Genomic DNA, 26473 nt, shown 5'->3' with positions numbered 1-26473 from the left:
GCGCTCACGCCGCGCCCCCGCCGAGCGGGCCGCGGTCCCCCGGGCCAACCCCCCGCTCCCCCCCCGCGCCCCCCACCACCCCCGCCCCCCCCCCCCCCTACTGGCGTTTTGCCATGCCGTGAACACTCCCGTCGACCACTGCGCGGACCTCGAATCACCCACCGAGAGCCAGCCGCGGAAAGGCCTCCCAGAGAGGGGCCGGGGCCCTCACGGACCTGCCACCGCCTGGCCGCGGGAGAGCCCGGACTTGCCGACCGGAGCGTTCGGGACAGGCTCCTCACCTCACACGCCACCGAACCCGGCGTCACGAACGACGCGCACGAGACACTCACCGTCCCCAACGGAGCGTTCGCGACACCGGCGGCGGGCAAGTGCCCCAAGTCGTCTCCCAGCCGGGCCTTGACGTCGGTCCCGTTCGGACGGTTCGGTACGAGGGTGACCGTGGTGGAGTCGTACGTCGAGCGTTCCCCGGTGCCGGAACTGGCGGGGATGATCCGCACAGTCTGGATCCAGCGCACCGGCGCGGCGGCGTACGTGCAGCGGCACCTGCCCACGGGCGGGGTCGAGATCCATTTTCCGCTCGGTGGACGCCCTCAGCTGGTCGGTCCGCTGACCGGTCCGGCGATCGAGGTCATCCCGCCGCGGACCACCATCGTCGGCGTGCGGTTCCAGCCGGGGACCGCACCGCATCTACCGGCCGTGCTCGACGACCTGGTGGATCAGCGCGTCGACCTGACGGAGCTGTGGGGGAGCACGGCGGACCGCCTTGTCGAGGCGATGGCCCTGTCCAGGACGCCCGAGCGAGCGCTCCTGGTCTTGCAGGCCCACCTCGTCCAGGAGTTTCGCAGTGCGGTCCGTGTGGATCCGCTGGTGGGCGAAGCCGTGCGGGCGCTGATGCCCTGGCACCCCGTCGACATCGACAGTCTGGCCACCCACCTGGCGCTCTCCACCAGCCAGTTGCGCCGCCGCTGCCTGCACACGGTGGGGATGAGTCCCAAGGTCCTCCAGCGGACGTTGCGTTTCCAGGGCTTCCTCGCTCTGGCTCAGGCCGGCGCCGTGGCCACCGGGCGGCGAGGTGCGGACGGCATGGCGGGACTGGCGGTCGACGTCGGGTATGCCGACCAGGCTCACCTCAGCCGGGAATGCCTCCGCCTGACCGGCCTCACCCCACGCCAGCTCCTCGGTGGTGACATCGACCGCTGCGCCTGCGGTCACGAGCACGCCGCCTCCTACAAGCCCTTTCTCATCACCCGTGGCAGACCGCCGCTCCGAATCTGACCATGCGCGATTTGTTCAAGAATCGTTGGCACGTCGCTCATAGAGTTCGTCCTCGTGCCCGACCTGACCGAATTCCGCGCCTCGCTCGACGGCGAGTTGTTCAGTCCCGGTTCGCCGGGCTACGAGGCGATCCGCCGTCCGGCCGGCGCCGCCTACCGGGAGGTGCGTCCCCGGCTGGTGGTCCGGTGCCGTTCGGTTTCGGACGTCGTCGCCACCATCACCTACGCGGCGGCCACCGGGGACCGCGTTGCTCCTCGGGGCGGCGGGCACTGTTTCGCGGGCCGATCGTCGACGGACGGGATCGTGCTCGACCTGTCCGGCCTCGACGGCGTCTCCGTCGCCGAGGACGGGCTCGCCACGATTCGCGCCGGGGCCCGGCTGGGAGCGGTGTACGCGGCGCTGCACACTCACGGCCGGACCGTGCCTGCGGGATGCGGCGCGAGCGTCGGCATCGCGGGGCTCACCCTGGGCGGCGGGATCGGGCTTCTCGGGCGGAAGTACGGGCTGACCTGCGATCGCCTCGTCGGCGCGCAGGTCGTGCTCGCGGACGGCAGCGTCGTGGAGTGCGACCACGACCGCGAACCCGACCTGTTCTGGGCGCTGCGCGGCGCGGGCGGGGGCCAGTTCGGTGTGGTCACGTGCCTGCGCTTCGACACCGTCCCCGAGCCGATCACCACGCGCATCGAGGCGCGCTGGCCGGGCATCGCCGTCGACGAACTGGTCGCCACGTGGCAGGCCTGGGCACCCGACGCCCCGGATGAGCTCACCGTCAACCTCACCCTGGTGTCCGAGCCCGGCGCACCCGTCCGGGCCGTCCTTTTCGGAGCGTCCACTCTCGGGGAGGAAGCGACCCGGGAACTGCTGCGGGAGTTCACCGATCAGGCGGCGGACCTGCGCGCCGATCTGCCCTACTCCTGCCTGAAAGACACTTTCGCCGATCTGGACCCGCGAGAGTTGCCCGAACGAGCTGTGCGGATCCGGTCCGAGTTCTTCTCCCACGCGATGTCCGACCGCACTCTCGCCTCGCTCCTCGCCCAGCTCGGCGAGCCGAGGACCACGGGCAGGCGGGAGATCACCTTCACCGCGATGGGCGGGGCCTACAACAGGCTCGCCGAGGACGCCACCGCGTTCGCCCATCGCGGCGAACGCTTCCTGCTCGAACACATCGCCGACGCGGCCGACCCGTGGGTGGGCCGTTCCTGGGCGACCGCCCATGCCGAAGGGGCCGGGCGGGTCTACCCCAACTTCCCGGACCCCGATCTCGGCGATGGGGCCACGGCGTACCACGCGGGCAACTACCCTCGGCTGGCAGCGATCAAGAGGGCCTACGACCCGCGCCGGTTCTTCGACTTCCCGCAAGCCATTTGATCACCAGCGAAGGACAAAGATGAGCAAGGTCTTCAGCGCACTCGCCGTCTCGGTCGACGGCTTCATCAGCGGTCGCACCCCCGACGGCGAAAGGGAATTCGGACGCGGGCTCGGTGACGCGCCCATGCTCTTCGACTGGTACTTCGACGGGGACACGCCGAGCCGGGTGCTCGACGGGTTCAAGCTCAGCGAGCCGAGCGCCCGGGTCTTCGACACCTTCGCCGCACGAGTGGGAGCGGTGATCGCGGGACGCACCACCTACGAACATTCCAGTCATTTCGGCGGGGGTGGCCCGCACCCGGCGGCGCCGTTCTTCGTCGTCAGCCACCGGCCCGTGCCCGAGATCAGCGAGACGCAGACCCTCGTCACCACCGGCGTCGAGGACGCCATCGCCGCGGCCCGCGCCGTGACTCCCGACGGCAAGGACGTCGCCCTGATGGGCGGCGGCCTGGTCACCGAGGCGCTCAAGGCGGGACTCGTCGACGAACTCGTCCTCCACCAGGTACCCGTGCTGCTGGGCGCCGGGCACAGCTTCTTCCGGGAACTCCCGGAGCACGTCCGCCTCCGCCTGCTGGAAGCCGTCCCGGCACCCGGCGTGACCCATCTCCACTACGAGGTGATCCGATGAGCCGAGCCACCGGCTTCGTCCCGAAATTCGACACGACCAAACCACCGCTGAAGGAGCAGACCCATGCTTGAACCCGACGTGCGCAGCGCACTCGAGGGCACCTCGCTCGCGCACCTCGCCACCGTCCTGCCGGACGGCTCGCCCCATGCGGTTCCCGTCTGGGTCGGTACCCACGGCGACCGCGTCGTCATCATCACCGGTCCGGGCTCGCGGAAAGCACGTAATCTGCGCCGCGACCCCCGGGTGGCGCTGTCCATCGCGCCCGCCGACAACCCGTTCAGTCCCGTCGTCATTCGGGGGCGGGTCGTCGAATGGATCGAGGGCGACCCGGCGTGGGAGATCGTCGACCAGTTGTCCACGAAGTACATCGGCACGCCGTACTCCCGTGAGCAAGAGCGCGTCGTGGCCGTGATCGAGCCCGAACGGCAGACCGTCGGTATCGGCTGACGGTTACGCGGGGCGTCGGCGGAGCAGGTAGACGTCCATGATCCAGCCGTGCCGGGTGCGGGCCTCGGCGCGGGTTTCGCGGATCCGGACGGACAGCGCGGCGTCGAGCGGGCCGGAGAGCAGGATCTCGTCCGGCGTGCCGACGTACGCGCCCCAGAAGATCTCCAGCCCGGCGTCGGTGAACTTGTCGAACGTCGTATGCGCGTCGAGCATCACGAAGACGTCGTCGACACCCTCGGGCCAGCCCGAAGCCAGGCGGCGGCCCGTGGTGAGCTGCACCGCGGTCCCGATCTGGTTCATCGTCGTCCGATGCCGGGCCACCAGCGCGGACACGCTGCTCACACCGGGCACGACCTCGTACTCGAACGTCACGGTCCCGCGCGCCAGTACGGCCTCGATCAGGGTGATGGTGCTGTCGTACAGCGACGGGTCACCCCACACCAGGAACGCGCCGCGCTGCCCTTCGGCCAGTTCGTCGCGGATCATCCGCTCGTAGACGTCGGTTCGCCGCCGATGCCAGTCGGCGACCGCGGCCAGGTAGTCCTCGGGCTCACGATCGCGGGGCGGATCGGTGGCGCGCACCACGCGGTACCCGGGCCGGGTCACGAACCGGTCGAGGATCTCCTGGCGCAGGCGGACCAGATCGGCCTTCTCGTCACCCTTCTCCAGCACGAAGAACACGTCGACGCGGTTCAGCCGGTCGATCGCCTGGACCGTGAGGTGTTCCGGGTCGCCGGCGCCGATCCCGATCGCGTAGATCCTCCGCATGCGGGGAAGTCTGCCTTGTCCGGCACCGGGTCCCGCGCGGGGGCGGGGTGGCAAACCCGTACCCCCAAGGGGTATAAAGGCGGTAGGCGGTGATCACCACCGCGGAACCAGCACCGAGCGCCGAGGAGCCGAGCCCGATGACCGAAGCCACCTACATCGTCGAGGGTATGACCTGCGCGCACTGTGCCGGCTCCGTGCGCGAAGAGGTCGGCGAGCTCGCCGGCGTCGCTTCGGTCGACGTGGACGTCGCCACCGGGTACGTGAAGGTCACCAGCGAGGCGCCGCTGACCAGGGACGAGGTCGAGGCGGCGGTGACCGAGGCCGGCTACCGGCTGGTCTCATGACCGCGACGGCCGCGCCGCACCGGGTCGAGCTGACGATCGGCGGGATGACCTGCGCCTCGTGCGCGGCGAGGGTCGAGCGCAAGCTCAACAAGGTCGACGGCGTGTCCGCTTCGGTCAACTACGCGACCGAGAAGGCCCACGTCGAATACCCCGAGTCGGTGTCCGTCGAGGATTTGATCAGCGTCGTCGAGGCCACCGGGTACACGGCGAAGGTGCCCCGGCCCGAGAAGCCCGAGGCTGAGGCCGCCGCGCTTGAAGACGAGACGCGTCCGCTGCGTGACAGGCTCATCTGGTCCGCGGTGCTCTCCGCCCCGGTGATCCTGCTGGCCATGATCCCCGCGCTGCAGTTCACCAACTGGCAGTGGCTTTCGCTGACCCTGGCCGCACCGGTCGTCACCTGGGGTGCGTGGCCGTTCCACCGCGCCGCGTGGACGAATCTGCGCCACGGCGCCGCCACGATGGACACCCTGATCTCGCTCGGTGTCGCCGCCGCCACGCTCTGGTCCCTGTACGCCCTCTTCTTCGGTATGGCCGGGATGCCGGGCATGACCCACGGCTTCGAACTCTTCGCCGAACCCGGGTCCGGCGGTGCCGACATCTACCTTGAGGTCGCTTCCGGGGTCACGACGTTCATCCTCGCCGGGCGCTACTTCGAAGCCCGGTCCAAGCGCCGCTCCGGCGCCGCGCTGCGCGCCCTGCTCGAACTCGGCGCGAAGGACGTCGCTCTCCTGCGGGACGGTCGTGAACTGCGGGTACCGATCGGCGACCTCGGCGTCGGCGATCTGTTCGTCGTGCGGCCCGGCGAGAAGATCGCCACCGATGGGGTGGTCACCGAGGGCGGCTCCGCCGTCGACGCGAGCATGCTCACCGGGGAATCCGTGCCGGTCGAGGTCGGTCCGGGCGACGCCGTCGTCGGCGGCACCGTCAACGCGGGCGGCAGACTGGTGGTCCGCGCGAGCCGGGTCGGCGACGACACCCGGCTCGCGCAGATGGCGCGGCTGGTCGAGCAGGCGCAGAACGGCAAGGCCGCGGTGCAGCGGCTGGCCGACCGCGTGTCCGCGGTGTTCGTCCCCGTGGTGATCCTGCTCGCCCTCGGCACGCTCGTCGCCTGGCTCGCCACCGGTGCCGAGGCCGACGCGGCGTTCACGGCCGCGGTCGCGGTGCTCATCATCGCCTGCCCGTGCGCGCTGGGGCTCGCCACGCCGACCGCGCTGCTGGTCGGGACGGGTCGCGGCGCTCAGCTCGGCATCCTCATCAAAGGCCCGGAGGCGCTCGAATCGACCCGGCGCGTCGACACGATCGTGCTCGACAAGACCGGCACCGTCACCACCGGCCGGATGAGCCTGCTCGACGTCCATGTGACCGGCGGCGCGAGCGAGGACGAGGTCCTGCGGCTCGCGGGCGCGGTCGAGCACTCCTCGGAGCACCCGATCGCGAAGGCCATCGCCGACGGCGCCGCGGAACGCGTGGGCGCGCTGCCCGCGGTCGAGGAGTTCCGGAACACCGAGGGGCTCGGCGTCACCGGGATCGTCGAGGGCAAGGCCCTGATCGCCGGGCGCGCGACGCTGTTGCGTCAGTGGAGCGTCGAGATCGGCGACGAACTCGACGAGGCCAGGATCGCGGCCGAGCAGCGCGGCGCGACCGCGGTGTTCGTGGCCTGGGACGGCAAGGCCAGGGCGGTGCTCGTCGTGGCCGACACGATCAAGCCGACCTCGGCGCAGGCGGTCGCCGAACTGCGCGCGCTCGGCCTGCGGCCGGTGCTGCTGACCGGCGACAACGAGGGCGCGGCGAAGGCGATCGCGGCCGAGGCGGGTATCGACGAGGTCAGTGCCGAAGTCATGCCGGAGGACAAGGTCGAGGTCGTCCGGCGGCTGCAGCGCGAGGGCCGGGTGGTCGCCATGGTCGGCGACGGCGTCAACGACGCGGCCGCGCTCGCCCAGGCCGACCTCGGGCTGGCCATGGGCACCGGAACCGACGCGGCGATCGAGGCGGGGGACCTGACGCTCGTGCGTGGTGACCTGCGGTCCGCGGTGGACGCGATCCGGCTGTCCCGGCGCACGCTCGCCACGATCAAGGGGAACCTGTTCTGGGCCTTCGCCTACAACGTCGCGGCGCTGCCGCTGGCCGCGCTGGGCCTGCTCAACCCCATGCTCGCGGGCGCGGCGATGGCGTTCTCCTCGGTGTTCGTGGTGACGAACAGCCTGCGGCTGCGTGGCTTCCGCGCGGTCGCGAACTGACCGTCCCGGAATTGTCGGTGGTCGCCGCTACCGTCGGGGGCATGGCGTTATCCGTGCAAGAACGAGAGCAGTTCCTGGCCGAGCCGCACATCGGAGCGCTGGCGGTGGCGTGGGCACCCGATCGCGCCCCGCTGACGGTCCCGATCTGGTACCAGTACACGCCGGGCGGCGAACTGTGGATCAACACCGGGCCGGACTCGCGGAAGGGCAAGGCGATCAAGGCCGCGGGCCGGTTCAGCCTGATGGTTCAGCGGACCGAACCGACGGTGCGCTACGTCTCGGTGGAGGGGCCGGTCACCAGGATCGAGCCGGGTGGCCGGGAGCGGACCACCGAGATGGCCGCCCGCTACCTGCCGCCGGACCAGGTCGAGGGCTACGTGGAATACGAGCTGACGCAGCTCGGTGAGCACGTGGCCGTCTTCATGCGTCCGGAGCACTGGCTGTCCGCGGACCTGAGCCCGGCCCCGTCCGGAGAGGGGTGATCGATCGCGGGGTGACTCAGGAACGCACCAGCCGGGCGATGGCGTCGGAGGCCTCGCGGACCTTGAGGTCGGCCTCCTCGCCCCCGGCCGCGGCGGCCTGCACCACACACGTGGCGAGGTGCTCGTCGAGCAGTTCGAGGGAGAACGACTGCAGGGCCTTCGTCGCCGCGGACACCTGCGTCAGGATGTCGATGCAGTACTTGTCCTGCTCGACCATCCGCTGCAGGCCGCGGATCTGGCCCTCGATCCGGCGCAGGCGCTTGAGGTAGGCCTCCCGTTCGCTGCTGTACCCCGCCATGCCACCTGACCCCTTCGTTGTCGTCCGATGCTCCCAGTATACCCACCCGGAGTATGTGGCCCACGATAGCTGACCGGGGTCACGGGATGATCTCCTTCGAGTTCAGCGCGTTGGTGAGCCGTTCGCGCAGCTCGGCGGCCGTGGCGGGTGGGTCGATGGCCGACGGCGGCGAAAGCACCTTCGAGATCACCGTCGACAGGCTCTGGTACGCCGGCGTCAGCGGGCGGACGGCGGCGTCGGACAGTTCGGCCAGGATGTCGGCCTTCATCGGGAACCGCGCGGCGATCGTCGAACGCGGCTGTGCCGGATCGAGCGGTGTGTTGTCGTCGTACACCGATCGGGTGGTGGGGGCGAGACCGTCCTCGATCGCCTGGTATTTCTGGTTCTGGGGATTGCGCAGGCACAACGCGGCCTCGAACGCCTCGGGCTTGTGCTTCGAGTAGCTGCTGACGGCGAAGTTGAATCCGCCGATCGTGACCCGGCTCGGCGTCCCCGGCAGCACCTCGGGGTATCGCGCCCAGCGCAGATGCCCGACGTCGTGTGGCTTCTCCTTGGCGTAGGAGGCGAGGACGTACGGCCAGTTCAGCTCGAACGCGCCCTGTCCACGCTGGAACGCCTGCCGGACCTCGTCCTCCTTCTGACTCGCCAGCGACGCGTCGGTGATCCCGGACGTCGTCAGCTTTTTCAGCAGCTCCATCGCCCGGACCGCGCCGTCGTCCAGCACCACGGACCGGCCGTCGTCGGACAGGATGTGGCCGCGCAGGGAGGCCACGAGCGTGTTGTAGAAGACGACGAGGCCCTCGTACTGGGCGCCGGTGAACAGGATCGACGACGGTTTTCCCTCGGCCTTCAGCCGCTCGGCCCGCGTGATCATCTCGTCGAACGTCTTCGGCGGCGTGGTGGTGATCCGGTCGTCGTACCAGAGCAACTGGACGTTGGTGTGTTTCGTGGCCGCGTAGAGCCTGCCGTTCCAGCGCGCGGTCGACAACGGGCCGGGCAGGACGTCGCGGGTCGCCTCGGCCTCGGCGGCGCCGGTCCACGGCTCGGCCCACCCCGCTTCGGCGAATTCCGGTACCCACGTGACATCGAGGCCCAGCACGTCCAGCGAGGTGTCGCCTGCCGCGAGCCTGCGCACCAGCTGTTCACGCTGGCCGTCCGCGCTTCGGGGCAGCTTGTGGTACTCGATCCGGTACCGCCCGCCCGATGCCGCCGAGCAGCTGTCCACCACGTGCTGGAGGTTGTTCTGCGGGTTGACGTACAGGGTGATCGTGAGCCCCTGGCCGCTTCCACAGGCGGTGAGCGTGCTCGCGCACAGCACACCCGCCAGCGCCGCACTGGCCATTACCGAATTCGGTCGCACGAAGCCCCCGCTCTCGCCGAGATCCACCGATGATCCGGGGACAGCGGCCCGGGGACAAGCCGGGGGTCAGCCGCCGCCCGCGACGTCGGTGAGCGCGGCGACCGGTTTGATCCGCTGGACCGGAACGGCGGGTTTCTCCGCGCCGGGTTCGGGATCGAGGGCGGAATTGGCCTTCGCCAGCAGGTCACGGCACCCGGCGAGGCTCGCGGCGAGCCTGGCGCGGACGTCTTCCAGTGCGGCCACCTTGCCCTCGGCTTCGGTGACGATCTTCTGGGCGCGGGCCCCTGCCTCGCGCACCCGCCGTTCGGCCTCGGCTTTCGCGGCCGCGTCGCGTTCGGCCAGCTGCCGCATCGCGTCGGCGCGCCGCAGCGCCATCGCCTGCGCGAAATCCTCTTCGAGACGCGCCCGCCGCGCGGCGGCCTCCTCGTCCAGCTCGCGGCGGCGTTGCTCGGCCTGGCGCGAGGCCTCCTCGGCGTCGGCGACCAGTTTCCGCTCCCGCCGGGTGAGCTCGACCGCTTCCAGTTCGGCGTCCCGCCGGGTCTGCTCGGCCTTTTCCCGCGCCCGCGTGGTGATTTCGGCGGCCTCTTCGCGGGTGAGCTCGATCATTCGCCGCGAACGCTCCTGTAACGCGTCCGGCGCGATCGGGGTACGGCTGATCCGGTCGATCCGCGCGCGCAGCTCGCGGTTCTCCTCGGCGAGCCGGGCCGCCTGGCGCCGCGCGTCGTCGCGTTCGGCCGTCCTCCGGCGTAGCTCGGTTTCGGCCAGCTCGACGAATTCCCGGACCTGGCCACGATGGAAACCGCGCCATGCCAGGTCGAAGCCGGTCGCTGAGCGGGCCTTCTCCTCGCCACCACCGGGGATCATGCTCACCTCCCATTTGGATGGTTTCTCCTCGGCCGCGTGTTTTCGTTGCGGTACCGGGGTTTCGGCTGCCACCAGTGTGCCGTATCCGGGGCGATCGCGCCCGTGCCGGTTATTCCTCGACCGGATCCTCCGCGCCCGTGGCGGTGCTGCGCACCCCGGGCAGCTCCGCGAGTTCGGCGGTGAGGTCGGGAAGATCACCGCGGCCGTCCAGCAACAGCGTGACCATCGCGACCCGTTGTCCTTCCTCGGAAACCGTTTCCCGGTCGACCGCGACTCGCACCACGATCCAGCCGCGGCCGGTGCACGTCTCCAGCACGGCGCGGAGCACGCCGTGCCCGTCGTTGTAGCTCAGCCGCACGATCGGCGGCTCCTTGCGGTGCCGCGCGACGAACTTCGCCAGCGGCGGGAAACCCCGCGTGATCACGAATAGCCCGATCGTGGTGGCCACGGCGAGCACCGGCAGGCCGGCGCCCGAGGCCATCCCGACCGCCGCCGCCACCCACACGGTGGCCGCGGTGGTCAGCCCGCGGACCGCGTCCCGCCGCACGAAGATCAGCCCGCCGCCGACGAAGCCGATCCCGGACACGATCTGCGCCGCGATCCGGGACGGGTCGAGCGCGACGTGCTCGGTGCTCAGCAGATCGGCGAAACCGTACTTCGAGACCAGCATGAACACCGCGGAACCGACCCCGACCAGGGTATGTGTCCGCAGGCCCGCGCTCTTGGCCCCGGCCTCGCGCTCCATGCCGATCGCGGTGCTGAGCACCAGGGCGAGCAGCACCGGCGGCAGCAGGGCCCACTGATCACCCGTGGACCACAGGGCGTGCACTGACGATCGCCTCCGTCCTTCGCGTCGATCACCGTCCTGGGTCACCTTGCACCTTCTCCGATTTCGCCGTGCGGGCACCCCGGTGCCCTGGTGCGCACGGCGTGAGAACCGCGGGCCCGGCACCCCGCACATACTGAGCGTCACCGAACTCGCGAGGAGGCCGGGTGTGACGATCAGCGAGCAGAACGCCGCGGTGGCGGAGGACTACGTCGGCTATTCCGAAGTGCGGCGCAACATCCGGAAACTGCTCGAGGAATATCCCGGCGCCACCACGCGGTACGTGCCCGCCTGTCCGGAGTGGACAGTCGGTGACCTGCTCGCGCACCTGGTCGAAATCGCCGAACGCGCGCTGGCGCGCTTCGGGGCCGCCGTGCCGCCCGTGCACGGGAAGCTCCGGCTCGGCGAGCTCCTCGACCGGTGGGACGTCCTCGGTGCCGAGATCGAACTGCGGCTCGAGTCGGCGGGCGGGCAGCGCGGCGACGTCCTGGTGACCGACGCCTTCACCCACGAGCTGGACCTGCGCTACGCCCTCGGCCTCGGCTTCCCCGCCGAGCACGTGGCGTGGGTGGCCAGTTTCGAAGTCCTCGTCCGCGGGTTCTCCGGGTCGATCGTGGAACGCGGGCTGCCCGCACTGCGCATCGTCACCCCGGGCGGCAGCGCCTGGCTCGCCGGGGCGGGACCCGCCGGTGCCATCCTCACCGCGCGGCCCGACGTGCTCTACCGCAGCCTCGCCGGTCGGCGGTCGCTGGACCAGATCAGTGCGCTGACCTGGTCCGCGGACCCCGGGCCCTGGCTGCCCGCGTTCGCATGGGGCCCGTTCCGCCCGCCCACGGCCCGCATCGAATGAGCCGCCGCCGGGTCGCGTGACTCAGCCGGTGGGGGACATCGACGAGAGCATCGCCGCCAGCCCCAGCACCGCCGTCGCCAGCACCACCTCCGCGCCGACCGCGAGACGCAGGCGCCGCAACTGGACCGTCCGTACCGCGGTTCCGCCACCTTGCCCGGCCACCTCGTGCAGGATCGCCCGCCGCGCGACGTTGGCGAGCGCGAGCAGCCCGGCGAACCCGGCGAGCTTGAGCAGCAGGATCACCCCGTAGGTCGTCGACCACAGCGCGGCAAGCGACGGCACCGTCCGGACGCCCAGGTACGCCCCGCTGAGCACGACCACCACGACCGACGTCGCGGCGGTGCGGGAGAACCGGGCCACCACGGCGCCGGGGTCCTCGCCGTCGGAAGGGCGGCGCAGGCACAGCGCCAGCTGGACGAGCCCGCCCGCCCACACCGCGATCGCGCCGAAATGCGCCAGGTCGGCGGTGACCGAGAAGAACATGATCGGATCCGTCACCGCGTGCCCCGAGGCGGAAAAGGTCAGCAGCACCACGAACCCGGCCACCATCGCGAGGTTCTCGTACCGCGACCGCAGCCGTTCGGGCAGCGTGCCGCGCGGCACCAGCAGCCGGGGGACGAGCCAGGCCAGCGCCCCGACGGCGGCCAGCCGCAGCAGGAGGAGCTTCCCGTACGCGACCCGCAGCGTCGAGGCGAGCATCTCCGGGTCGAACACAGCCGACACCCCGCGGCCGGCCACGTACGGGCCCTGCAGGAGGAACCCGGCCACCGCGGTGACCGCCGTGAGCACCCAGCCGTAGCGCAGCACCTGGCGTACCCGCGGGTCGGTCCGCCCCGCCGGACGGCAGGTCAGCACGAACACCAGCCCGCCGAGCAGCGCGACCCCGGCGAACGAAACCCACCGGAACACGGTGAACAACACGTCCACCAGCGCGTCGGTGCCGGTCGCCGCCGACACCGCCCCGGCGGAGGTGACGAGCGGCCCCGCTCCGACGACGAAGGCGAACGTACCCCGTACGGGATGCGAGTCCGCCGAGACGAACGCGTACTCGACCAGGTAGCTCGCCTCGGGCAGGTTCGGCTTCAGCCGGACGGCGAGTTCCTCGGCGACGGTGCCGGGCTGGAACACCGGCCCGTCGTCGACCCGGTTGCCCCGCTGGTCCACGACGTGGATCGCGCCGGGCTGGATGCCGACGTTCTCCGAGAGCACCACCGACACCTGGGCCGGGGACGTGCCGAGCCGGGTGCCGTCGCGGGGTGTCGCGGAGATGATCTCGACGTGTGCCGACGCGGGTGCGGCGGCGAGCACGCCCAGCCCGAGCCAGCCCGCCAGGAACAGCAGCAGCGTGAGACCGCGCCGCGCGGTCCGCGTCCTCACGACCCGGACAGCGCGGGAGCCGTGGGCCGGGGCGCCCCGCAGGAGCAGCCGGTCCGCGCGCGTTCGGCGGCCGGCGCCCGCCGGTGCAGGATCACCGCGACGATCATCGGGATGGTGACGATCGTGTTGTAGAACAAATGCAGTTCCACCCGGGGGATGAACAGCTGAATGATGCTGGACGGCACCTTCTGCCCTGCAAAACGCCAGCCCGTCTGCGCCTGCAGCAGCAGGAGCAGATGTTCGATGTGGTGCCAGAACTGGATTCCCAGCGCCAGGTTCCACCATTGCCGCGAACGCCCCGCGAAACCCTTTCGCAGCAGGAACAAAGCGATCAGCATGACGATCGCGTAACCGTAGTGCAGCCATTCCGAACTGATCAGCCACGGAAAGGGAATACCGAGAACGCCGCGCGCGTCGGGGGTTTTCCACCCCAGCGCGTAGATCTGGAACGCCTGCGCGAGGTGCTCGGCCCAGTGTGCGAGCACGACGACCATGAACGCCGCGAGGGCCAGATGGTGGTATCTGCTGTTCAGGCTTCCCAGAAAACCGGTCGGCCGCGTGATTCCGGACGTCGACATGGCAGGCCCCTTAAGCCGGTCACGAACACGATCGTTTCGACGATAGTCGTTCGTCCTGCTTGGACGGTTACTCCGGATTGCCGATAATGGACGGCCGGTTGCGCCGTTCGGCGGATTGTCCGCGGGTTTTCCGGGGACAATCCGCGCCGTGAAGGTCAGCCGATGCCTTCGGCAGGCGTGGGCGGCGCCGGGATGTGGAACAGCTTCGTGAACAGTTCGAGATGCCCGATCTCGCCCTCGATCCGCACCTTCCCGGTCCGGACGGCGTCCGCGGCGGTCAGCCGTCCGGCCAGGACGTCGACGAAACCGGGGCCGGTCGGCGCGACGACGAGGTCGGCCCCCGGATGCGAGCCTTCGCCCGCCTTGAGGGTGCCGTTGTCGATCAGCGCGTGGACGACCACGCCGTTCTGGTGCCGGATCTCGTAGGCGATGTGGACACCGACGGCGTTGTCGGGGCGGAAGGTGGTGTAGAGCGAAAGAATGGCGGAATCGAGGGTGAGGATTTCGCCGGGCGCGGGATGACCGAGGGAGCGGGCTCCCCACAGGCCGAGGTCGAGCACGATCTGGTCGAGTTCGCTGCCGTATTCGGTGAGCTCGTACACCACGCCGGCGTCCAGCTGCGGCAGGACCCGGCGGCGGATGACGCCGGACTGCTCGAGTTCGTTGAGCCGCGCCGAAAGGAGGCTCATCGGGATCTTCGGCAGGGTCCGCTGGAGATCGGTGAACCGCTTCGGGCCGAGTACGAGGTCGCGGATCACGAGCAGCGACCAGCGCTCCCCGACGAGATCGAGCGCGCGGGCGAGGCCGCAGAACTGTCCGTAAGTGCGCGTGGTCATACGTCGGTCCTTACTTGCTCGGTGGTGCCCACAGTGCGCCCGGTGCCGAAGGCGCGGCGGGCGCACGTCCTCTTCGTCGACTGTGACCGAGACGCCGCCTCGAAACCAGTGCCCTCGGCACCCGTCGGGCGTGGGTTCCTCCCCGGTGGCACATGCGTTTCGCATATCAGGCCGGTGTGGCAGGCACTGGCCGTCCACCCGCCGTCGACAGGAGGATCTGCTGCAACCCGGTACGTCCCACCACGGCAGGGAGTGCTCATGCGTGAGTCAGTGTCGGTACCAGAGCGATCCCGGCCCGGTGCGCGATGACCACCGGGGCGGTCAGTCCGACGCTGGCATTCAAACGGCATCTGCGGGCGGAGATCAGCGAGGGGAACGGTGCCTACCTGTTCTCCGAACAGGGCGTGATCGCCATGCGCGGCGCGCACATCGCGTCGCTGGCCGCCCTGCTGGACGGGACCCGCGGCCTGGACGACCTGCTCCGCGCCCGGCCCGACGGGATGGTGCCCGAGCAGGTGACCGGGCTGCTGGCGCGGCTCGTGGAGGCCGGGCTGATCAGCCTGCGGACACCGGAGGACCAGGCCGCCGACGAGCGCACACTGGCGTACTGGGACGCGGCGGGCATCGACGCCGCCGCCGTCGCGCGGGGAAAACCCGCCGGCGTCCGGCTGATCGCCGTCGGCGACGAGGTCGACACGGCACAGGTCGAGCGGGCGCTGGCCGATGCCGCGCTCGAACCGGACCGCGGCGACCGCGGTCTGGCCACCGGCCTTTCCGTCGTGCTGTGCGAGGACTACCTCGACCCGCGGCTGGCCGACATCGACGCCGAGCACCGCCGGACCGGGCAGCCGTGGCTGCTCGCGCGCCCGGTCGGCGCGCAGGTGTGGATCGGCCCGTTCCTGCAGCCCGGCGAATCGGGCTGCTGGCACTGCCTGGAGAGCAGGCTGTGGGGCCACCGGCACGCCGAGGCCTGCGTCCAGGCGGTCCTCGGCCACGTGGGCCCGGCGCGGCGCCCGGTGTCCACGGTGCCGCCGCTGACCGCCGCCGCGGCGCATCTCATCGCGCTCGAGACGAGCAAATGGCTTGCCGGGTACCGAAATCCGGGACAGCGGTGCGTCTGGGTGCTCGACACGCTCGATCTGCACGGCAGGCTGCACGAGCTGCGCCGCAGGCCGCAGTGCCCGGAATGCGGGGACCCGGGACTGGTGGCCGCGCGGACGGCGCATCCGGTACGGCTGCGCCCCGCGGTCAAGGTGACCTCCTCGGGCGGTGGGCACCGCACGCTCACCCCGGTGCAGGTGCTCGACCGCTATCGCCACCTGGTCAGCCCGGTCACCGGGATCATCAAGGAGATCCGGCGCGACCGGAACGCGCCGCCGTTCATCAACGCCTACCGCTCCGGGCTGAACACCGCCCGCGCGGTCACCGGGCTGGCCGGGCTGCAGGCGGGACTCCGCGGGGAGAACGGCGGCAAGGGCGCGACCCCGATGGACGCCGAGGTCGGCGCGCTCTGCGAGGCGGTGGAACGGTTTTCCGGCAACTACCAGGGCGACGAGCTGCGGGTGCGCGGGTCGCTGCGCTCGCTCGGCGGCGAAGCGGTGCATCCGAACAGCTGCATGCTCTTCGACGAGCGGCAGTACCGGGACCGCGCGCGGTGGAACGCCGAGCACGCGCCGTTCCAGAACGTCTGCGAGCGGTTCGACGAGGACGAAGAGATCGACTGGACACCGGTGTGGTCGCTGGCCGGGCGCCGCAGGCTGCTCCCGACCGGTTACCTCTACTACGGCGCGCCGCTGGAGTGCGGGATCCGCGGCGTACGCGCGGATTCGAACGGCTGCGCGGCCGGAAGCAGTCTCGAGGACGCGATCCTGCAAGGGACACTGGAACTGATCGAACGCGACGCGGTGGCGTTGTGGTGGTACAACCGCACGCCGGTGCCGGGCGTCGACCTCGGCGCGTTCGGCGATCCGCTGATCGCGGAGATGGCCGGGCACTACACCGACCTCGGCCGCGAGCTGTGGGCGCTGGACGTGACCTCGGATCTGGGCGTGCCGGTGATGGTCGCGCTGTCCCGGCGGACCGACGGGCCGCAGGAGCAGATCATGATGGGCCTCGGTGCGCACCTCGACCCGCGGATCGCGCTGCGTCGCGCGGTGACCGAGCTGAACCAGCTGCTCCCCGCCCTCGGCGCCGAGGGCGCGGCGTTCGGCGACGTCGACGCGGACCGCTGGATGCGCTACGCGACCGTGGCCAATCAGCCGTACCTGCGGCCAGCCGCGGGCGTACCGGCCAGGACGCAGGCCGACTTCGAGTTCGTGCACCGGAAGGACGTGCGTGACGACGTGGTCGCGCTCGGCCGCCTGCTGGCGGCCCGCGGCATGGAGATGCTCGTCCTCGACCAGACCCGCCCCGACGTCGAGCTGCCGGTCGTCAAGGTGATCGTGCCGGGGCTGCGGCCGTTCTGGGCGCGCTTCGCGCCCGGCAGGCTGTTCGACGCCCCGGTACGGCTGGGCAGGCTGACCGAGCCGACGCCGTACGAGCGGCTGAATCCGTTCCCGCTGTTCCTCTAGGGAGGACGGCTCCGGGAAGACCGGCGACACGGAGTACAGGAGTTTCAGGGTGACATCGCAAGGCAGGGGCGGGCCGGGCGAGACGATCCAGCTGTGGTCGCTCACCGAGGACGCCTTGGTCGAACTCGGCGAGGACGGCTCGGTCGTCGTGGTCACCCGCTGGGGTGAATTCGAGTTCCCCGAGACCGACGAGCTGATCCGCGAATCACTGCGGCGGATGGCGCTCGGGCCCATCTCGCTGACCAATGTGGCGGCGGCCGTCCACTACGCGGAGCCCGCCACCGAGTACTGGGCCGTCGCGCTGCGCAAGGTGCTCGACCGGCTGGGTGGTTCGGTGGTGCGCACCCTCGGCCTCACCGACGGCGGGGCACCCCTGCTCTCGGCGATCCCGGTGACGCTCGCGCCGAGCTTCGCGGTCCGCCCGGTGCCCGGCGAGCAGCCGGTCAAGCTGTCCCGGTTCGTGTCGATGCGGCCCGCCGAAGGCGGGATGCTGCTGGTTTCGCCCTGCGCCCGTTACCAGGTGCTGCTCGTCCGGCACGCCGCGATCGTGATCGCCTCCTCGCTCGCGGTGCCCACCACGATCGCGCAGGTCGTCGCGGTCACCGGGCTGTCGTGGGCGGTCGTCGCGGACGTCGTGGCGTTCCTGGTGGGCGCCGGGGTCGTGCTGGCCGGTGACGAGCTGGGCGGGTTCGCCGAGGACGACGACCCGGAGCTGGGTTTCTGGGCGCCCGACGATCTGCTGTTCCACATCCGCAGCCGCACCTGGCCGAGCGCGGGCCCGCCGGACTTCGGGGCGGCGCGCGACGGGACGCCGCCGCCGGTGGTCAAGCCGGTCACCGCGGGGCCGACTTTTCCTTTGTACCGCCCCGAAATCGCCGCGGACGCGCCCGGGCCGGCGCTCACCGCGCTGCTGGAGGACGATCACGTCTGCCCGGCGTTCACCGAACGCGAGCTGGACGCGAGGCAGGTGGGTGAATTCCTCTACCGCGCCGCCAGGGTCCGTTCGGTCGGGCCGGCACACCTGCCCTCCGGGCCGAGCCATGAGGCGTCCCAACGGCCGTATTTCAGTGTCGCGTGCCTTTACGAACTCGAGCTGTACGTGAGCGTGAATCGTTGTTCCGGCCTGGCGAAGGGCGTCTACCATTACGATCCGCTCTGGCACACGCTGACCTTGATCAATGACGACGGCGCCGATCTCGGCGCGATGCTGGACATGGCGATGGTCGCGGGCGGCAGCAACCGCAGGCCGTCCCTGCTGCTGACCATCGCCACCCGGATGTCCCGGATCGCCTGGGTGCTCGGCGGCGCCGCGTACACCACGACGCTGGTCCACGTCGGGGCGCTGCAACAGGTCCTGTACCTCACCGCCAAGGGAATGGGGCTGGCCGCGCACGCCGTCCCGGTCGACGCCAGCGACCGGGTGGACCGGGCGCTGAAACTGGAATGGCCCGCCGAGGTGAGTGTCGGTGAGTGCGTTCTCGATTTCCCTTGGTGACCGGATGATCGTTTTCCGCCGCCGGCGGTAGCCGCGGGCGAAGTGCGCGCGCGATTGTTCCTTTCGGCTGGTAATCGTTTTTCCTGTTACCTTTGTCGCCACTGGGGAAGTGGGACGCGGAGGGCGACCGTGGTACCAATGGCGAAAAGGATCAGGGCAACAGGCAGACGGACGCGACCGGCGGCGGCGAACGGAGTATCCGGCGGCGCGGCGGGGTCACGAGCGGTCCCGAGTGGTCTGGACCGGTTGTCCGAAGGGCCCAGGCCGCTCATGATCTCCGCGGTGCACGGGGTGGTCTGCGCCGGGATGGCGCTCCTCGCCGCGCTCCCCGTCCTCGCGCTCGCCGCGTCCTGGTTCGCCAAGGTCATGGGGCTCGGTTACCTGGCCGGGCTGGTCGCGGTGCAGCTGACCTGCCTGGGACGGCCGGGCGGCCGGCGCCACGGCGTTCCCGCGCTCGTCGTGCAGGCCGCGCTGGGCATTCTCCCGATCCTGCAGTTCGGCGTCGCGTGGAGTGTGTTGTCGGGTTTCTTCGCGGGTGGGTTGCTGCTGGTGGCGAAGCCGATCCTCGCGATACCGGGGATGCTCGCGGTGGCCGGGGGCGTGGGGGCGCTGACCGGCTTCCCGGGGCAGGCGGGGACGGGACCGGCCGCGGCGCTGGCCACCGCCGTGACGGCGCTGATCGTGTTCGGGCTGACCTGGTCGGCCCGGCTGGCCGCCGAACGGTCCGAGACCCGTTCGGAGCTGACCCGGCGCGCGGTCGCCGAGGAGCGCATGCGGTTCTCACGGGACGCGCACGACCTGCTCGGCCTCAGCCTTTCGGCGATCACGCTCAAGGGCGAGCTGACCCACCGGCTCATCGTCGACCAGCCGCAGCGGGCGATGGAGGAGCTGGTGGAACTCCTGGACATGTCCCGCAAGGCGCTGGCCGACGTCCGCTCGGTCGCGGCGGGATACCGCGACCTCTCCCTCGACGACGAATGCCTGGCCGCGATCGGTGTCCTGCGGGCCGCCGGGGTCGAGGTGTTCGTGGACCGCGGCCCCGTCGAGTTGTCCCCGCCGGTGGCCACCACGCTGGCCACCGTGCTGCGGGAAGGCGTCACCAACGTGATCCGGCACAGCAAGGCGAGCCGGTGCCGGCTCACCCTGCGGGCTTCGGGCACCGCGGCCTGGCTGGAGCTGGTCAACGACGGCGTCCCCGAGGAGCCGGAGACGCCGTGCGCGAGCGCGGGATGCGGGCTGCGGAACCTGCGGCACCGGGTCGGCGCGCTCGGCGGGGAGCTCACCGCGGACGTGCGGCCGGACGGTTCGCACCGGTTGTTCGCCAGGGTGCCGCTGACCGCCTGCGAGGTGCGGCGCCACCTCGGGTGAGCCGGTGCGCGGGGAGGGCTGCCCGGTCGCTCAGAGCCACTCGGCTTCGGTGGCGATCCGGATCGCGTGCACCCTGTTGCGGGCGTTGAGCTTGGTGACCACCGCGGCCAGGTAGTTCCGGACGGTGCCGGGCGAGAGGAACAGCTCGGCGGCGATGTCGGCGACCGTGCGGCCCCGCGCGGTCAGGCGCAGGATCTCGACCTCGCGCGGGGTCAGCGGGCACTCGTCGGTCTCCCAGGCGGTCAGCGCGAGCTCGCTGTCGATGACCCGGCGGCCCACCGCCACCGACCGCACCGCGTTGGCGAGCTTGTCCGACGGCGCGTCCTTGAGCAGGAAGCCGTTGACCTTGGCGTCCAGTGCCCGGCGCACGGTGCCGGACCTGCCGAGCGAGGTCAGGATCAGGGTGTGGCAGCCGGGCAGGCTCGCGTGGATCTCCATCGCCGCGGTGAGCCCGTCCTTGCCGGGCAGGTCGATGTCGATCACCGCGACGTCGGGCTGCACGGCCTTCGCGGTCGGCAGGATCTCCTCACCGGAGGCGACCTCGGCGACCACCTCGATGTCGGACTCGAGGTTGAGCAGCGCGACCAGCGCACCGCGGACCATGTGCATGTCCTCGGCGAGCAATACCCTGATCACGATGGTCCTCACCCCAGTCCGTTTCCTGTTCCCCGCACACATCGTACGCCATTGTCCCGACCCGACAGTGGTATTCGGCCGCCATACCGGTGATTGCCGCGGCACCCGATCAAGCGGCGATCGTACGCATCTTGTCCGGCGACCGGCGGTATATCGCCGAGGGGAATTCGAGGCCGGGAAATGGGGCCGCTAGCGGTGTCGTCTTCGCCGCCCCATCGGCGGGATTCCCGGCCGCGGTCAGATTGTTCGGGCACGAACGATTTCCGTTGTCCCCGTCCCGCCGGTTCCCCCGTCCGGCCCACCGGGAATCCGCCGTTCAGACCGCGAGCGGCTGCGGGACCACGCGGCGCAGGTCCGGGAGTGCCAGCAGGGCCGGCGGGTCGAACCCGCGGCGGGGCCGGAGCCGGACGTCGGCGAGGCTCGCCGCGACACCTTCGTGGATGGTGACCGGCCCGGCGACACCGACGTACGGACGTGGTCCCCCGTCTTCGAGCCGGCAGGCGCCCCACGCGTGTGCCAGCACGTACCAGCGGCCGACCGGCACGTCCTGCAGGTGGTAGGGCCCGGCCCCGGTCAGGAACGTGTGCCGCGCGGGTGTCCCTTCGGTGATGCGGCCGGGGAACAGGCCGAGGAACACCATGCCGACGTCGGTGGCGGGCGGGCACCGGAGCTGGCCGCGCACGCCCGCCCCGGAACGGGCGCACTCCCGCTGTTCGGGCACGCGCGGGGTCCGCCCCCGCAGCTGCCGGTAGGACGACGGCGGAACGCCCACGCTGCTGCTGAACCGCGCGCTGAACGTGCCGACGCTGTTGTACCCGACCTGATGGCTGATGTCCGTCACCGACGTCGAGGTGGACACCAGGAGGCGCTTCGCTTCGGCCAGTCTCAGCGCCGAGAGGAACCGGCCCGGGGAAAGCCCGGTGACCTGGTTGAACACTCTCGAGAAGTGGAACTTGCTGAACATGGCCGACCGGGCCATGTCGTCGATGGTGAGCCGTTCGCCCAGGTTGTCCTGCATGGTCACGATGGCGCGTGCCACGGCGCGCCGGACGATCTCGTCCATGCTGGCCGCCCTCCTCCTCGTCGCCGGTTCCGCCGATCGTGCCGCCCAGCGAAAAGGCCGATCGGCTGAGAATTGTTTCTGCTACGACTCTAGAAGGGTTCGCGTCTACTTCTTAAGTGCTCCGTGCAATGAGTGGATATGTGTTGTCCACGGCGGGGACATGCGTTTCGCATACCCATTTCCGTGCGTCTTGAGCCGTGGTCACGTTCGGTGATCGCAGCAGGTGGGTCCCGTGTCGGCCGGTCGGACTCGTTGTCGAGGGAAGTTCGGTGTATCCGAGTCGAGCGGCTACTTCGGGTGACGATCACGAGGTGAATTCCCGCTAAATCCTCGTTCTGGTAGCTCTATCGGTCTAGTGCTGCGTGCGCTGCCCGGAGCATGAGCAAAGCACGGACGCACGGTGATGTGGGCACTGGAATTCGAGTGACCGCGAGGGGACTATTTGAAATACGTGAAACGTGCTGATTCACCACTGGGAGCAAAGAATGATCAAGGCAATTTCTGGCGATGTTGTTTCCGTCCTCGCCGACCTCGGTGTCGATGTGAAGAATTGCGATCGCTCGACCGAGCTCGAGATCGCCCACTTCGACCAGTGGGCGAATGGCAATCTCGCCCTCTCACCCACGTCGCTTTGTACATCGCCGGTTCTCGAGGCGGCCTGACCTCCGGCGGCGACCACCAGGGAGGTCGGTGCCCGGCCGGCACCGTGGCAGACCGGTCGTCGGTGGCGCGGCAGGCGCACCCGGCGACCGGTTTTCCATTTTTTTTCGAAGGCGGAATTGTGCGCTGCCGGGGGCTGGTTCTCGAACAGTGCACGAGTCACGTTTGGTGATCGGCCGAATGCGAGCGGATATCCTCACAGCCCTTTCGAACCGGTGGTCCGCCCGTTCTTCCGGCTCCGTGTGACCGCGCTACCCGAATGGCTCAACGATAGTCACCAGCGAAGTGTTTAACTGACACTCCGGGGGCGTGGCGAATGGGGGCCTGGTGATCAAGGTAATGGTTGCCGAGGACATGCACATTGTCCGAGGGGCGCTGGTCGCATTACTCCGGCTCGAGCCAGACATCGACGTCGTCGCGGAAGTCGCCTCGGGAAACGAGATCCTGCCCGTCGCGCGGTCCACCGGCGTCCAGGTGGCGGTGATCGACATCGACCTGCCGGGAAAGGACGGACTGACCGCGGCGGGGGAGCTGCACGAGCATCTGCCCGCGTGCCGGACCCTGATCCTCACCAGCCTTGGCAGGCCCGGCACCCTGCGCCGCGCGCTGGCCGCGAAGGTCAGCGGCTTCCTGCTCAAGGACGCCCCGCCGGACAAGCTCGCCAACGCCATCCGCGGCGTCGTCGCCGGACGGCGGATGGTGGACGGCGATCTCGCGCTGGCCGCGTGGGACACAGTGGACTGTCCGCTGACCGGCCGTGAGATCGACGTGCTGCGGCTGGCCGCCGAGGGCTACGAAACGGTCGAGGTTGCCGCACAGCTGTACCTCTCGGCCGGAACCGTGCGGAACTACCTCACGACCGTGGTGGCGAAGCTCAACGCGCGGAACCGGGTCGACGCGATCAGGATCGCGAAGGAGGCGGGCTGGCTGTAGCCGGGTCTCACGCCGGGACGACGGCGTGCAGCCGGAACCGGCCGTCCGGCTCGATTCCCGCGGTCAGCCTGCCGCCGAGGGCGGTCACCCGCTCGGACATGTTCTCGATCCCGCTGCTCGCCGCCTCCGTGCGGCCGTCGGCCTTGAGCGTGACCGCGCCGTTGCCAGACCGGACACCGTCGTTGACGATCTCCAGGCTCACCCTGTTCTCCACGCGCCGCACCGCGATCTCGCAGTGTTCGACCTCGCTGTGCCGGAGCACGTTCGTGACGCCTTCGCGCAGCACGACGGCGAGCACGGTGCGGACGGGCGCGGGAAGGTCCTGATGCTCCATCTCCAGCCGTACCCGGACATCCGCGGCGACCAGAATGGACTGTGCGGTGCGCGACTCGCTTTCCAGCGACAGCTCCCGATAGCCGCTGGCGACCGAACGGACGTCCGAAAGCGCCTGCCGGGTGAGGCCGAGGATCTCGTCGACCTCGTCGCTCGCCTTGTCCCGGTCCAGTTGCAGGACCCGGCAGGCGAGCTGGCTCTTCAGCGTGATGGCGGACAGCGTCATCCCGAGCAGGTCGTGCAGGTCCCTGGCGAACCGCAGCCGCTCTTCGGCGATGGCGACCTGCGCGAGACGCCTGCGGGTGTTGTCCAGCTCGGTGGCCAGCCGCAGCAGCCAGATCAGCCCGAACACGATCATGCTGGACAGCACCGCCGAGGTCGCGGCGTAGACGACGTAGGTCACCTCCACGCCCTGCGCGATGTTGATCCAGACGACACTGCCGACCGTGAGCGCGAAGACGCTCCAGCCGCCGATCGGGCGAAGCACGAGCAGCGCGTTGCCGGCGAGCATGCCGGGAATGCTCACCCAGTGTTGCTGGAGCGGGATGAGGGGCAGGTAGATCAGACACGCCTGGACGAACAGCAGGGCGTACGTCTGCGGCGACCGCAGGCGGGTGGCCGGGCGGCTGAAGTAGGACAGCTGCAGGGCGAGCAGCGCCAGCAGGTAACCGGCGGTGAGCGCGATCTGCCACCACTCGCGGGTCAGGTACAGCAGCCGCAGCTCCACCCCGATGGTGAAGGTGGTGAAGGTCGCGATGAGCAGGTTCCGGACGAGCCGCGCGTCGGCGGGAGGGCGGCCTTCGCCGGTCCCGCTCGTGGTCGTGTCCGGGATGCCGTCCGCCGGCAGGGGCAGCTCGACACCCAGGCGGTGGCGTCCGCCTTCGTCGAGCCCTGCCGACATCGTGCCGCCGAGCGCGGCGACTTCCTCGCGGAGGGCGGCGAGCTCGTCCTGGTCGATGGCGTCTTCGTCGTGGTTCCCGTCGTCGGTGACGACGAGCGAGAGCCGGTTCTGCCGCTGGGACACCGAGATCTCGCAGTGCGCGACGCCGGTGCGGCGCAGCACGTCGGTCACGCCCGCGCGCAGCGCCTTGGCCAGTGCGGACCTGGTCTGGACGGGCAGTGCGTCGTGGTCCAGATGCACCTGCACGGCGATGTCGGACGCGTTCAGCAGGGATTCCGCGGTCCGGAACTCGTTGGCCAGGGAGACCTCGCGGTACCCGCGCGCGACCGAGCGGACGTCCGAAAGGGTCTTCTGCGCGAGATCGGTGATCTCCGTCAGTGTGTGCTGGGCCTGTTCGGCCGACCGGGTGATCAGGCGGCGGACCAGCTCGCCCTTCAGCGCGATCGCGGACAGGCTCAGCCCGAGCAGGTCGTGCAGGTCCCTGGCGAACCGGAGCCGCTGTTCGGCGACCGCGCGCCGGGCCAGCTCGGACCTCGCGTCGTGCAGCTCGGTGACCATGCGGGCGAGCTTGCTCGTCAGGTAGACGTCGAGCGCGAACGTGCACATGCCGAACAGGGTGTAGAGGATGTCGACGAGGTCGCCGGTCAGCGCCGCCTGGATGACGGCCCCCGAGGCCACGACGGCCCCGAAGACCGGCCAGGCGAACCGGACCGGGAGCACCAGCAGGGCACTGCCCGCCACGAACCCGGGAAGGCCGATCCACAGCTGTCCGAAGGTGACGATGGGGAGGTAGGCGAGGACGGCCTGGCCGAACAGCATGAGCACGCTCAGCCGCGAGCGGAGCCGGGTGGTCGGCCTGCTGAAGTAGAGCAGCTGGATCGCCAGCAGCCCGGCCAGCGCCAGTACGGCGTAAGCGGTGCGGGCGAACCCGAGATTCGCGTTGAGGACGGTCGTCAGACCGACCGCGACGTGACCGAAGAAGACGACTGTGACGACGACGCGGGCGAGCAGCCACGCACGTTTCGGCCGCTGGTCGACGCTCGCGGTGCCGGGCGGCTCCGTGGGCGCGGTCAGGTGGCCTGCTTCTCTCCCGGGTACCGGAGGCGTCACACGGATCTCCTCCGGTATCTCGACGGCCGCGCCTTGTCAAAGGCTTTTGTGCAGGTGCGATCCTAACTCAGCCGAGGCCGGGACCCACGCGGTCGAAGCCGGGTCGTTGCCACGAAAAGGATTCTGTCGCCGGGGTGGGGATGAAGATTACGCCGTTCCGACGCACCATGGGCGGAACGGACTACGGCGGCGGCCGCCGGGTGCTAGCCGCACGGGGTCACCGGCGCGGGATCCAGGACGTCCAGCGCGCGCATGAGGAAGACCAGTCCGGGAACACCGATCGAGCCGATGTGGACGATCCCGTCCCCGGTGCGCCGGAAGAAGCTGACGCCGGGGATCTCGTCGTCCCACGTACCCGCCGAAACCCCGGACGTGGCGGGAAAGTCCGCGCCGAAGTCGTGGCCGATCGCCGAGTAGCAGGGCAGATCCCAGCCGAGGTTCCGCCGGTACTGCGCGAGCTTCCGGTACCGTGCACGGGAAACCATGGCGAGCCGGCAGTCCGCCCGGAACGGGCCGGACAGCATGCGCTCCACCTCGGCCGAGGAACTCGTGCGCGTGATCCGGTCGGGGATGGTGTGGTGGACGAGGAGCCACTGGCGGTCGAGGAACATTTCACGAAGCGTGACCAGACCGTTGTCTCCTTCGAAGAGATAGGCCGTCATCGGAACCGGCCGCGCGGTCCCGGATCCGGGTCTGACGAGCTCCGGCACTGTCATCGTGTATCCCTCCCGCTCCGGCGATGTCTCGCCGGGGCACCGAAAACAGGGTGCTCCGCGATTGTGCCCCCGGCGCTCTCGCCTGCGCACGGGCACGGCGGCGAAGAGCGCACGCTGGAAGACGTGCGCGCCGCCGGGCCCCCGAAG

25 protein-coding genes are annotated in these 26473 nt (G+C 70.4%); 13 read left to right on the top strand and 12 right to left on the bottom strand.

All coding sequences use genetic code 11. The features are described 5' to 3' along the window. The first annotated feature begins 435 nt into the window (after positions 1–435). From ACFWY9_RS32235 to ACFWY9_RS32220, 4 genes are all read left to right on the top strand, one after another. Entirely contained in the window at positions 436–1278 is an 843-nt protein-coding gene (locus tag ACFWY9_RS32235; protein ID WP_378340626.1) for a helix-turn-helix domain-containing protein, read from the top strand. Positions 1279–1332: 54 nt separating this feature from the next. Beyond that, positions 1333–2646 (top strand): FAD-binding oxidoreductase, encoded by a 1314-nt coding sequence (locus tag ACFWY9_RS32230; RefSeq protein WP_378330017.1) that lies wholly within the window; start codon positions 1333–1335, stop codon positions 2644–2646. A 19-nt stretch (positions 2647–2665) separates the two neighbouring features. Further along, positions 2666–3274, top strand: a complete 609-nt coding sequence (locus tag ACFWY9_RS32225) for a dihydrofolate reductase family protein (protein WP_378340625.1) — start codon at positions 2666–2668, stop codon at positions 3272–3274. Between the two features lie 63 nt (positions 3275–3337). Then, positions 3338–3721, top strand: coding sequence for a PPOX class F420-dependent oxidoreductase (locus ACFWY9_RS32220; protein ID WP_378330015.1), 384 nt, complete (start codon positions 3338–3340; stop codon positions 3719–3721). Between the two features lie 3 nt (positions 3722–3724). On the opposite strand, the gene cobF is transcribed toward ACFWY9_RS32220, so the two are convergent. Beyond that, positions 3725–4489 (bottom strand): precorrin-6A synthase (deacetylating), encoded by a 765-nt coding sequence (gene cobF / locus ACFWY9_RS32215; RefSeq protein WP_378340624.1) that lies wholly within the window; start codon positions 4487–4489, stop codon positions 3725–3727. Between the two features lie 89 nt (positions 4490–4578). Here cobF and ACFWY9_RS32210 point away from each other — a divergent pair, with 89 nt between their 5' ends. From ACFWY9_RS32210 to ACFWY9_RS32200, 3 genes are read left to right on the top strand one after another with little or no spacing between them, the layout of a single operon-like run. Beyond that, positions 4579–4833 carry a heavy-metal-associated domain-containing protein gene (locus ACFWY9_RS32210; RefSeq protein WP_378340623.1) on the top strand — a complete coding sequence of 85 codons (255 nt, stop codon included), beginning with the start codon at positions 4579–4581 and terminating at the stop codon, positions 4831–4833. Continuing rightward, complete coding sequence (locus ACFWY9_RS32205) at positions 4830–7070, top strand: heavy metal translocating P-type ATPase (RefSeq protein ID WP_378340622.1); 2241 nt, start codon at positions 4830–4832, stop codon at positions 7068–7070. The genes ACFWY9_RS32210 and ACFWY9_RS32205 overlap by 4 nt, the downstream gene beginning before the upstream one ends. 41 nt (positions 7071–7111) lie before the next feature. Continuing rightward, positions 7112–7552, top strand: a complete 441-nt coding sequence (locus tag ACFWY9_RS32200) for a pyridoxamine 5'-phosphate oxidase family protein (RefSeq protein ID WP_378340621.1) — start codon at positions 7112–7114, stop codon at positions 7550–7552. A 16-nt stretch (positions 7553–7568) separates the two neighbouring features. On the opposite strand, the gene ACFWY9_RS32195 is transcribed toward ACFWY9_RS32200, so the two are convergent. From ACFWY9_RS32195 to ACFWY9_RS32180, 4 genes are all read right to left on the bottom strand, one after another. Beyond that, positions 7569–7850 carry a metal-sensitive transcriptional regulator gene (locus ACFWY9_RS32195; protein WP_378330010.1) on the bottom strand — a complete coding sequence of 94 codons (282 nt, stop codon included), beginning with the start codon at positions 7848–7850 and terminating at the stop codon, positions 7569–7571. Between the two features lie 79 nt (positions 7851–7929). Next, positions 7930–9192 carry an ABC transporter substrate-binding protein gene (locus tag ACFWY9_RS32190; RefSeq protein WP_378340620.1) on the bottom strand — a complete coding sequence of 421 codons (1263 nt, stop codon included), beginning with the start codon at positions 9190–9192 and terminating at the stop codon, positions 7930–7932. A gap of 84 nt (positions 9193–9276) precedes the next feature. Next, positions 9277–10074: a hypothetical protein gene (locus ACFWY9_RS32185; RefSeq protein WP_378330023.1), complete on the bottom strand. Its 798-nt coding sequence runs from the start codon at positions 10072–10074 to the stop codon at positions 9277–9279. A gap of 109 nt (positions 10075–10183) precedes the next feature. Further along, positions 10184–10903 (bottom strand): MgtC/SapB family protein, encoded by a 720-nt coding sequence (locus tag ACFWY9_RS32180; RefSeq protein ID WP_378330008.1) that lies wholly within the window; start codon positions 10901–10903, stop codon positions 10184–10186. Positions 10904–11069: 166 nt separating this feature from the next. Here ACFWY9_RS32180 and ACFWY9_RS32175 point away from each other — a divergent pair, with 166 nt between their 5' ends. Further along, a complete protein-coding gene (locus ACFWY9_RS32175; protein ID WP_378330007.1) occupies positions 11070–11750 on the top strand; it encodes a maleylpyruvate isomerase family mycothiol-dependent enzyme in 681 nt (226 codons plus the stop codon). 21 nt (positions 11751–11771) lie between these two features. On the opposite strand, the gene ACFWY9_RS32170 is transcribed toward ACFWY9_RS32175, so the two are convergent. The 3 genes from ACFWY9_RS32170 to ACFWY9_RS32160 form a co-directional block, all read right to left on the bottom strand. After that, the gene (locus ACFWY9_RS32170) at positions 11772–13127 is read right to left on the bottom strand and encodes a copper resistance CopC/CopD family protein (protein ID WP_378330006.1); all 1356 of its coding nucleotides are present in this window, start codon (positions 13125–13127) and stop codon (positions 11772–11774) included. Then, positions 13124–13705 (bottom strand): hypothetical protein, encoded by a 582-nt coding sequence (locus ACFWY9_RS32165; RefSeq protein WP_378330005.1) that lies wholly within the window; start codon positions 13703–13705, stop codon positions 13124–13126. The genes ACFWY9_RS32170 and ACFWY9_RS32165 overlap by 4 nt, the downstream gene beginning before the upstream one ends. Positions 13706–13860: 155 nt before the next feature. After that, positions 13861–14541 carry a winged helix-turn-helix transcriptional regulator gene (locus tag ACFWY9_RS32160; RefSeq protein ID WP_378330004.1) on the bottom strand — a complete coding sequence of 227 codons (681 nt, stop codon included), beginning with the start codon at positions 14539–14541 and terminating at the stop codon, positions 13861–13863. Between the two features lie 305 nt (positions 14542–14846). On the opposite strand from ACFWY9_RS32160, the gene ACFWY9_RS32155 reads away from it, so the two are divergent. The 3 genes from ACFWY9_RS32155 to ACFWY9_RS32145 all read left to right on the top strand — a co-directional run bounded on the left by ACFWY9_RS32155 (position 14847) and on the right by ACFWY9_RS32145 (position 19974). After that, positions 14847–17111, top strand: coding sequence for a TOMM precursor leader peptide-binding protein (locus ACFWY9_RS32155; protein ID WP_378330003.1), 2265 nt, complete (start codon positions 14847–14849; stop codon positions 17109–17111). A 49-nt stretch (positions 17112–17160) separates the two neighbouring features. Continuing rightward, on the top strand, positions 17161–18606 hold the full coding sequence (locus ACFWY9_RS32150; protein ID WP_378330002.1) for a SagB/ThcOx family dehydrogenase: 1446 nt from the start codon (positions 17161–17163) through the stop codon (positions 18604–18606). 270 nt (positions 18607–18876) lie between these two features. After that, on the top strand, positions 18877–19974 hold the full coding sequence (locus ACFWY9_RS32145; protein ID WP_378330001.1) for a sensor histidine kinase: 1098 nt from the start codon (positions 18877–18879) through the stop codon (positions 19972–19974). 30 nt (positions 19975–20004) lie between these two features. On the opposite strand, the gene ACFWY9_RS32140 is transcribed toward ACFWY9_RS32145, so the two are convergent. After that, a complete protein-coding gene (locus tag ACFWY9_RS32140; RefSeq protein WP_378330000.1) occupies positions 20005–20610 on the bottom strand; it encodes a DNA-binding response regulator in 606 nt (201 codons plus the stop codon). Positions 20611–20926: 316 nt separating this feature from the next. After that, on the bottom strand, positions 20927–21673 hold the full coding sequence (locus tag ACFWY9_RS32135; protein ID WP_378329999.1) for a helix-turn-helix domain-containing protein: 747 nt from the start codon (positions 21671–21673) through the stop codon (positions 20927–20929). Positions 21674–22158: 485 nt separating this feature from the next. Between ACFWY9_RS32135 and ACFWY9_RS32130 the strand changes: the two genes are divergently transcribed. Both ACFWY9_RS32130 and ACFWY9_RS32125 read left to right on the top strand, forming a co-directional pair. Then, positions 22159–22335, top strand: coding sequence for a hypothetical protein (locus ACFWY9_RS32130; protein WP_378329998.1), 177 nt, complete (start codon positions 22159–22161; stop codon positions 22333–22335). 325 nt (positions 22336–22660) lie between these two features. Next, positions 22661–23266, top strand: coding sequence for a DNA-binding response regulator (locus ACFWY9_RS32125; RefSeq protein WP_378340619.1), 606 nt, complete (start codon positions 22661–22663; stop codon positions 23264–23266). A 7-nt stretch (positions 23267–23273) separates the two neighbouring features. On the opposite strand, the gene ACFWY9_RS32120 is transcribed toward ACFWY9_RS32125, so the two are convergent. Both ACFWY9_RS32120 and ACFWY9_RS32115 read right to left on the bottom strand, forming a co-directional pair. Further along, positions 23274–25610, bottom strand: a complete 2337-nt coding sequence (locus ACFWY9_RS32120; protein ID WP_378329997.1) for a sensor histidine kinase — start codon at positions 25608–25610, stop codon at positions 23274–23276. Positions 25611–25813: 203 nt separating this feature from the next. Beyond that, positions 25814–26326 (bottom strand): DUF899 family protein, encoded by a 513-nt coding sequence (locus ACFWY9_RS32115; protein WP_378329996.1) that lies wholly within the window; start codon positions 26324–26326, stop codon positions 25814–25816. Between the last annotated feature and the right edge of the window lie 147 nt (positions 26327–26473).

Origin of the sequence: Amycolatopsis sp. NPDC059027 (assembly GCF_042739735.1) — a bacterium.
Taxonomy (GTDB): domain Bacteria; phylum Actinomycetota; class Actinomycetes; order Mycobacteriales; family Pseudonocardiaceae; genus Amycolatopsis.
Note: the sequence above shows the minus strand (reverse complement) of the source record. Positions and strands in the feature narration are given on the sequence as shown.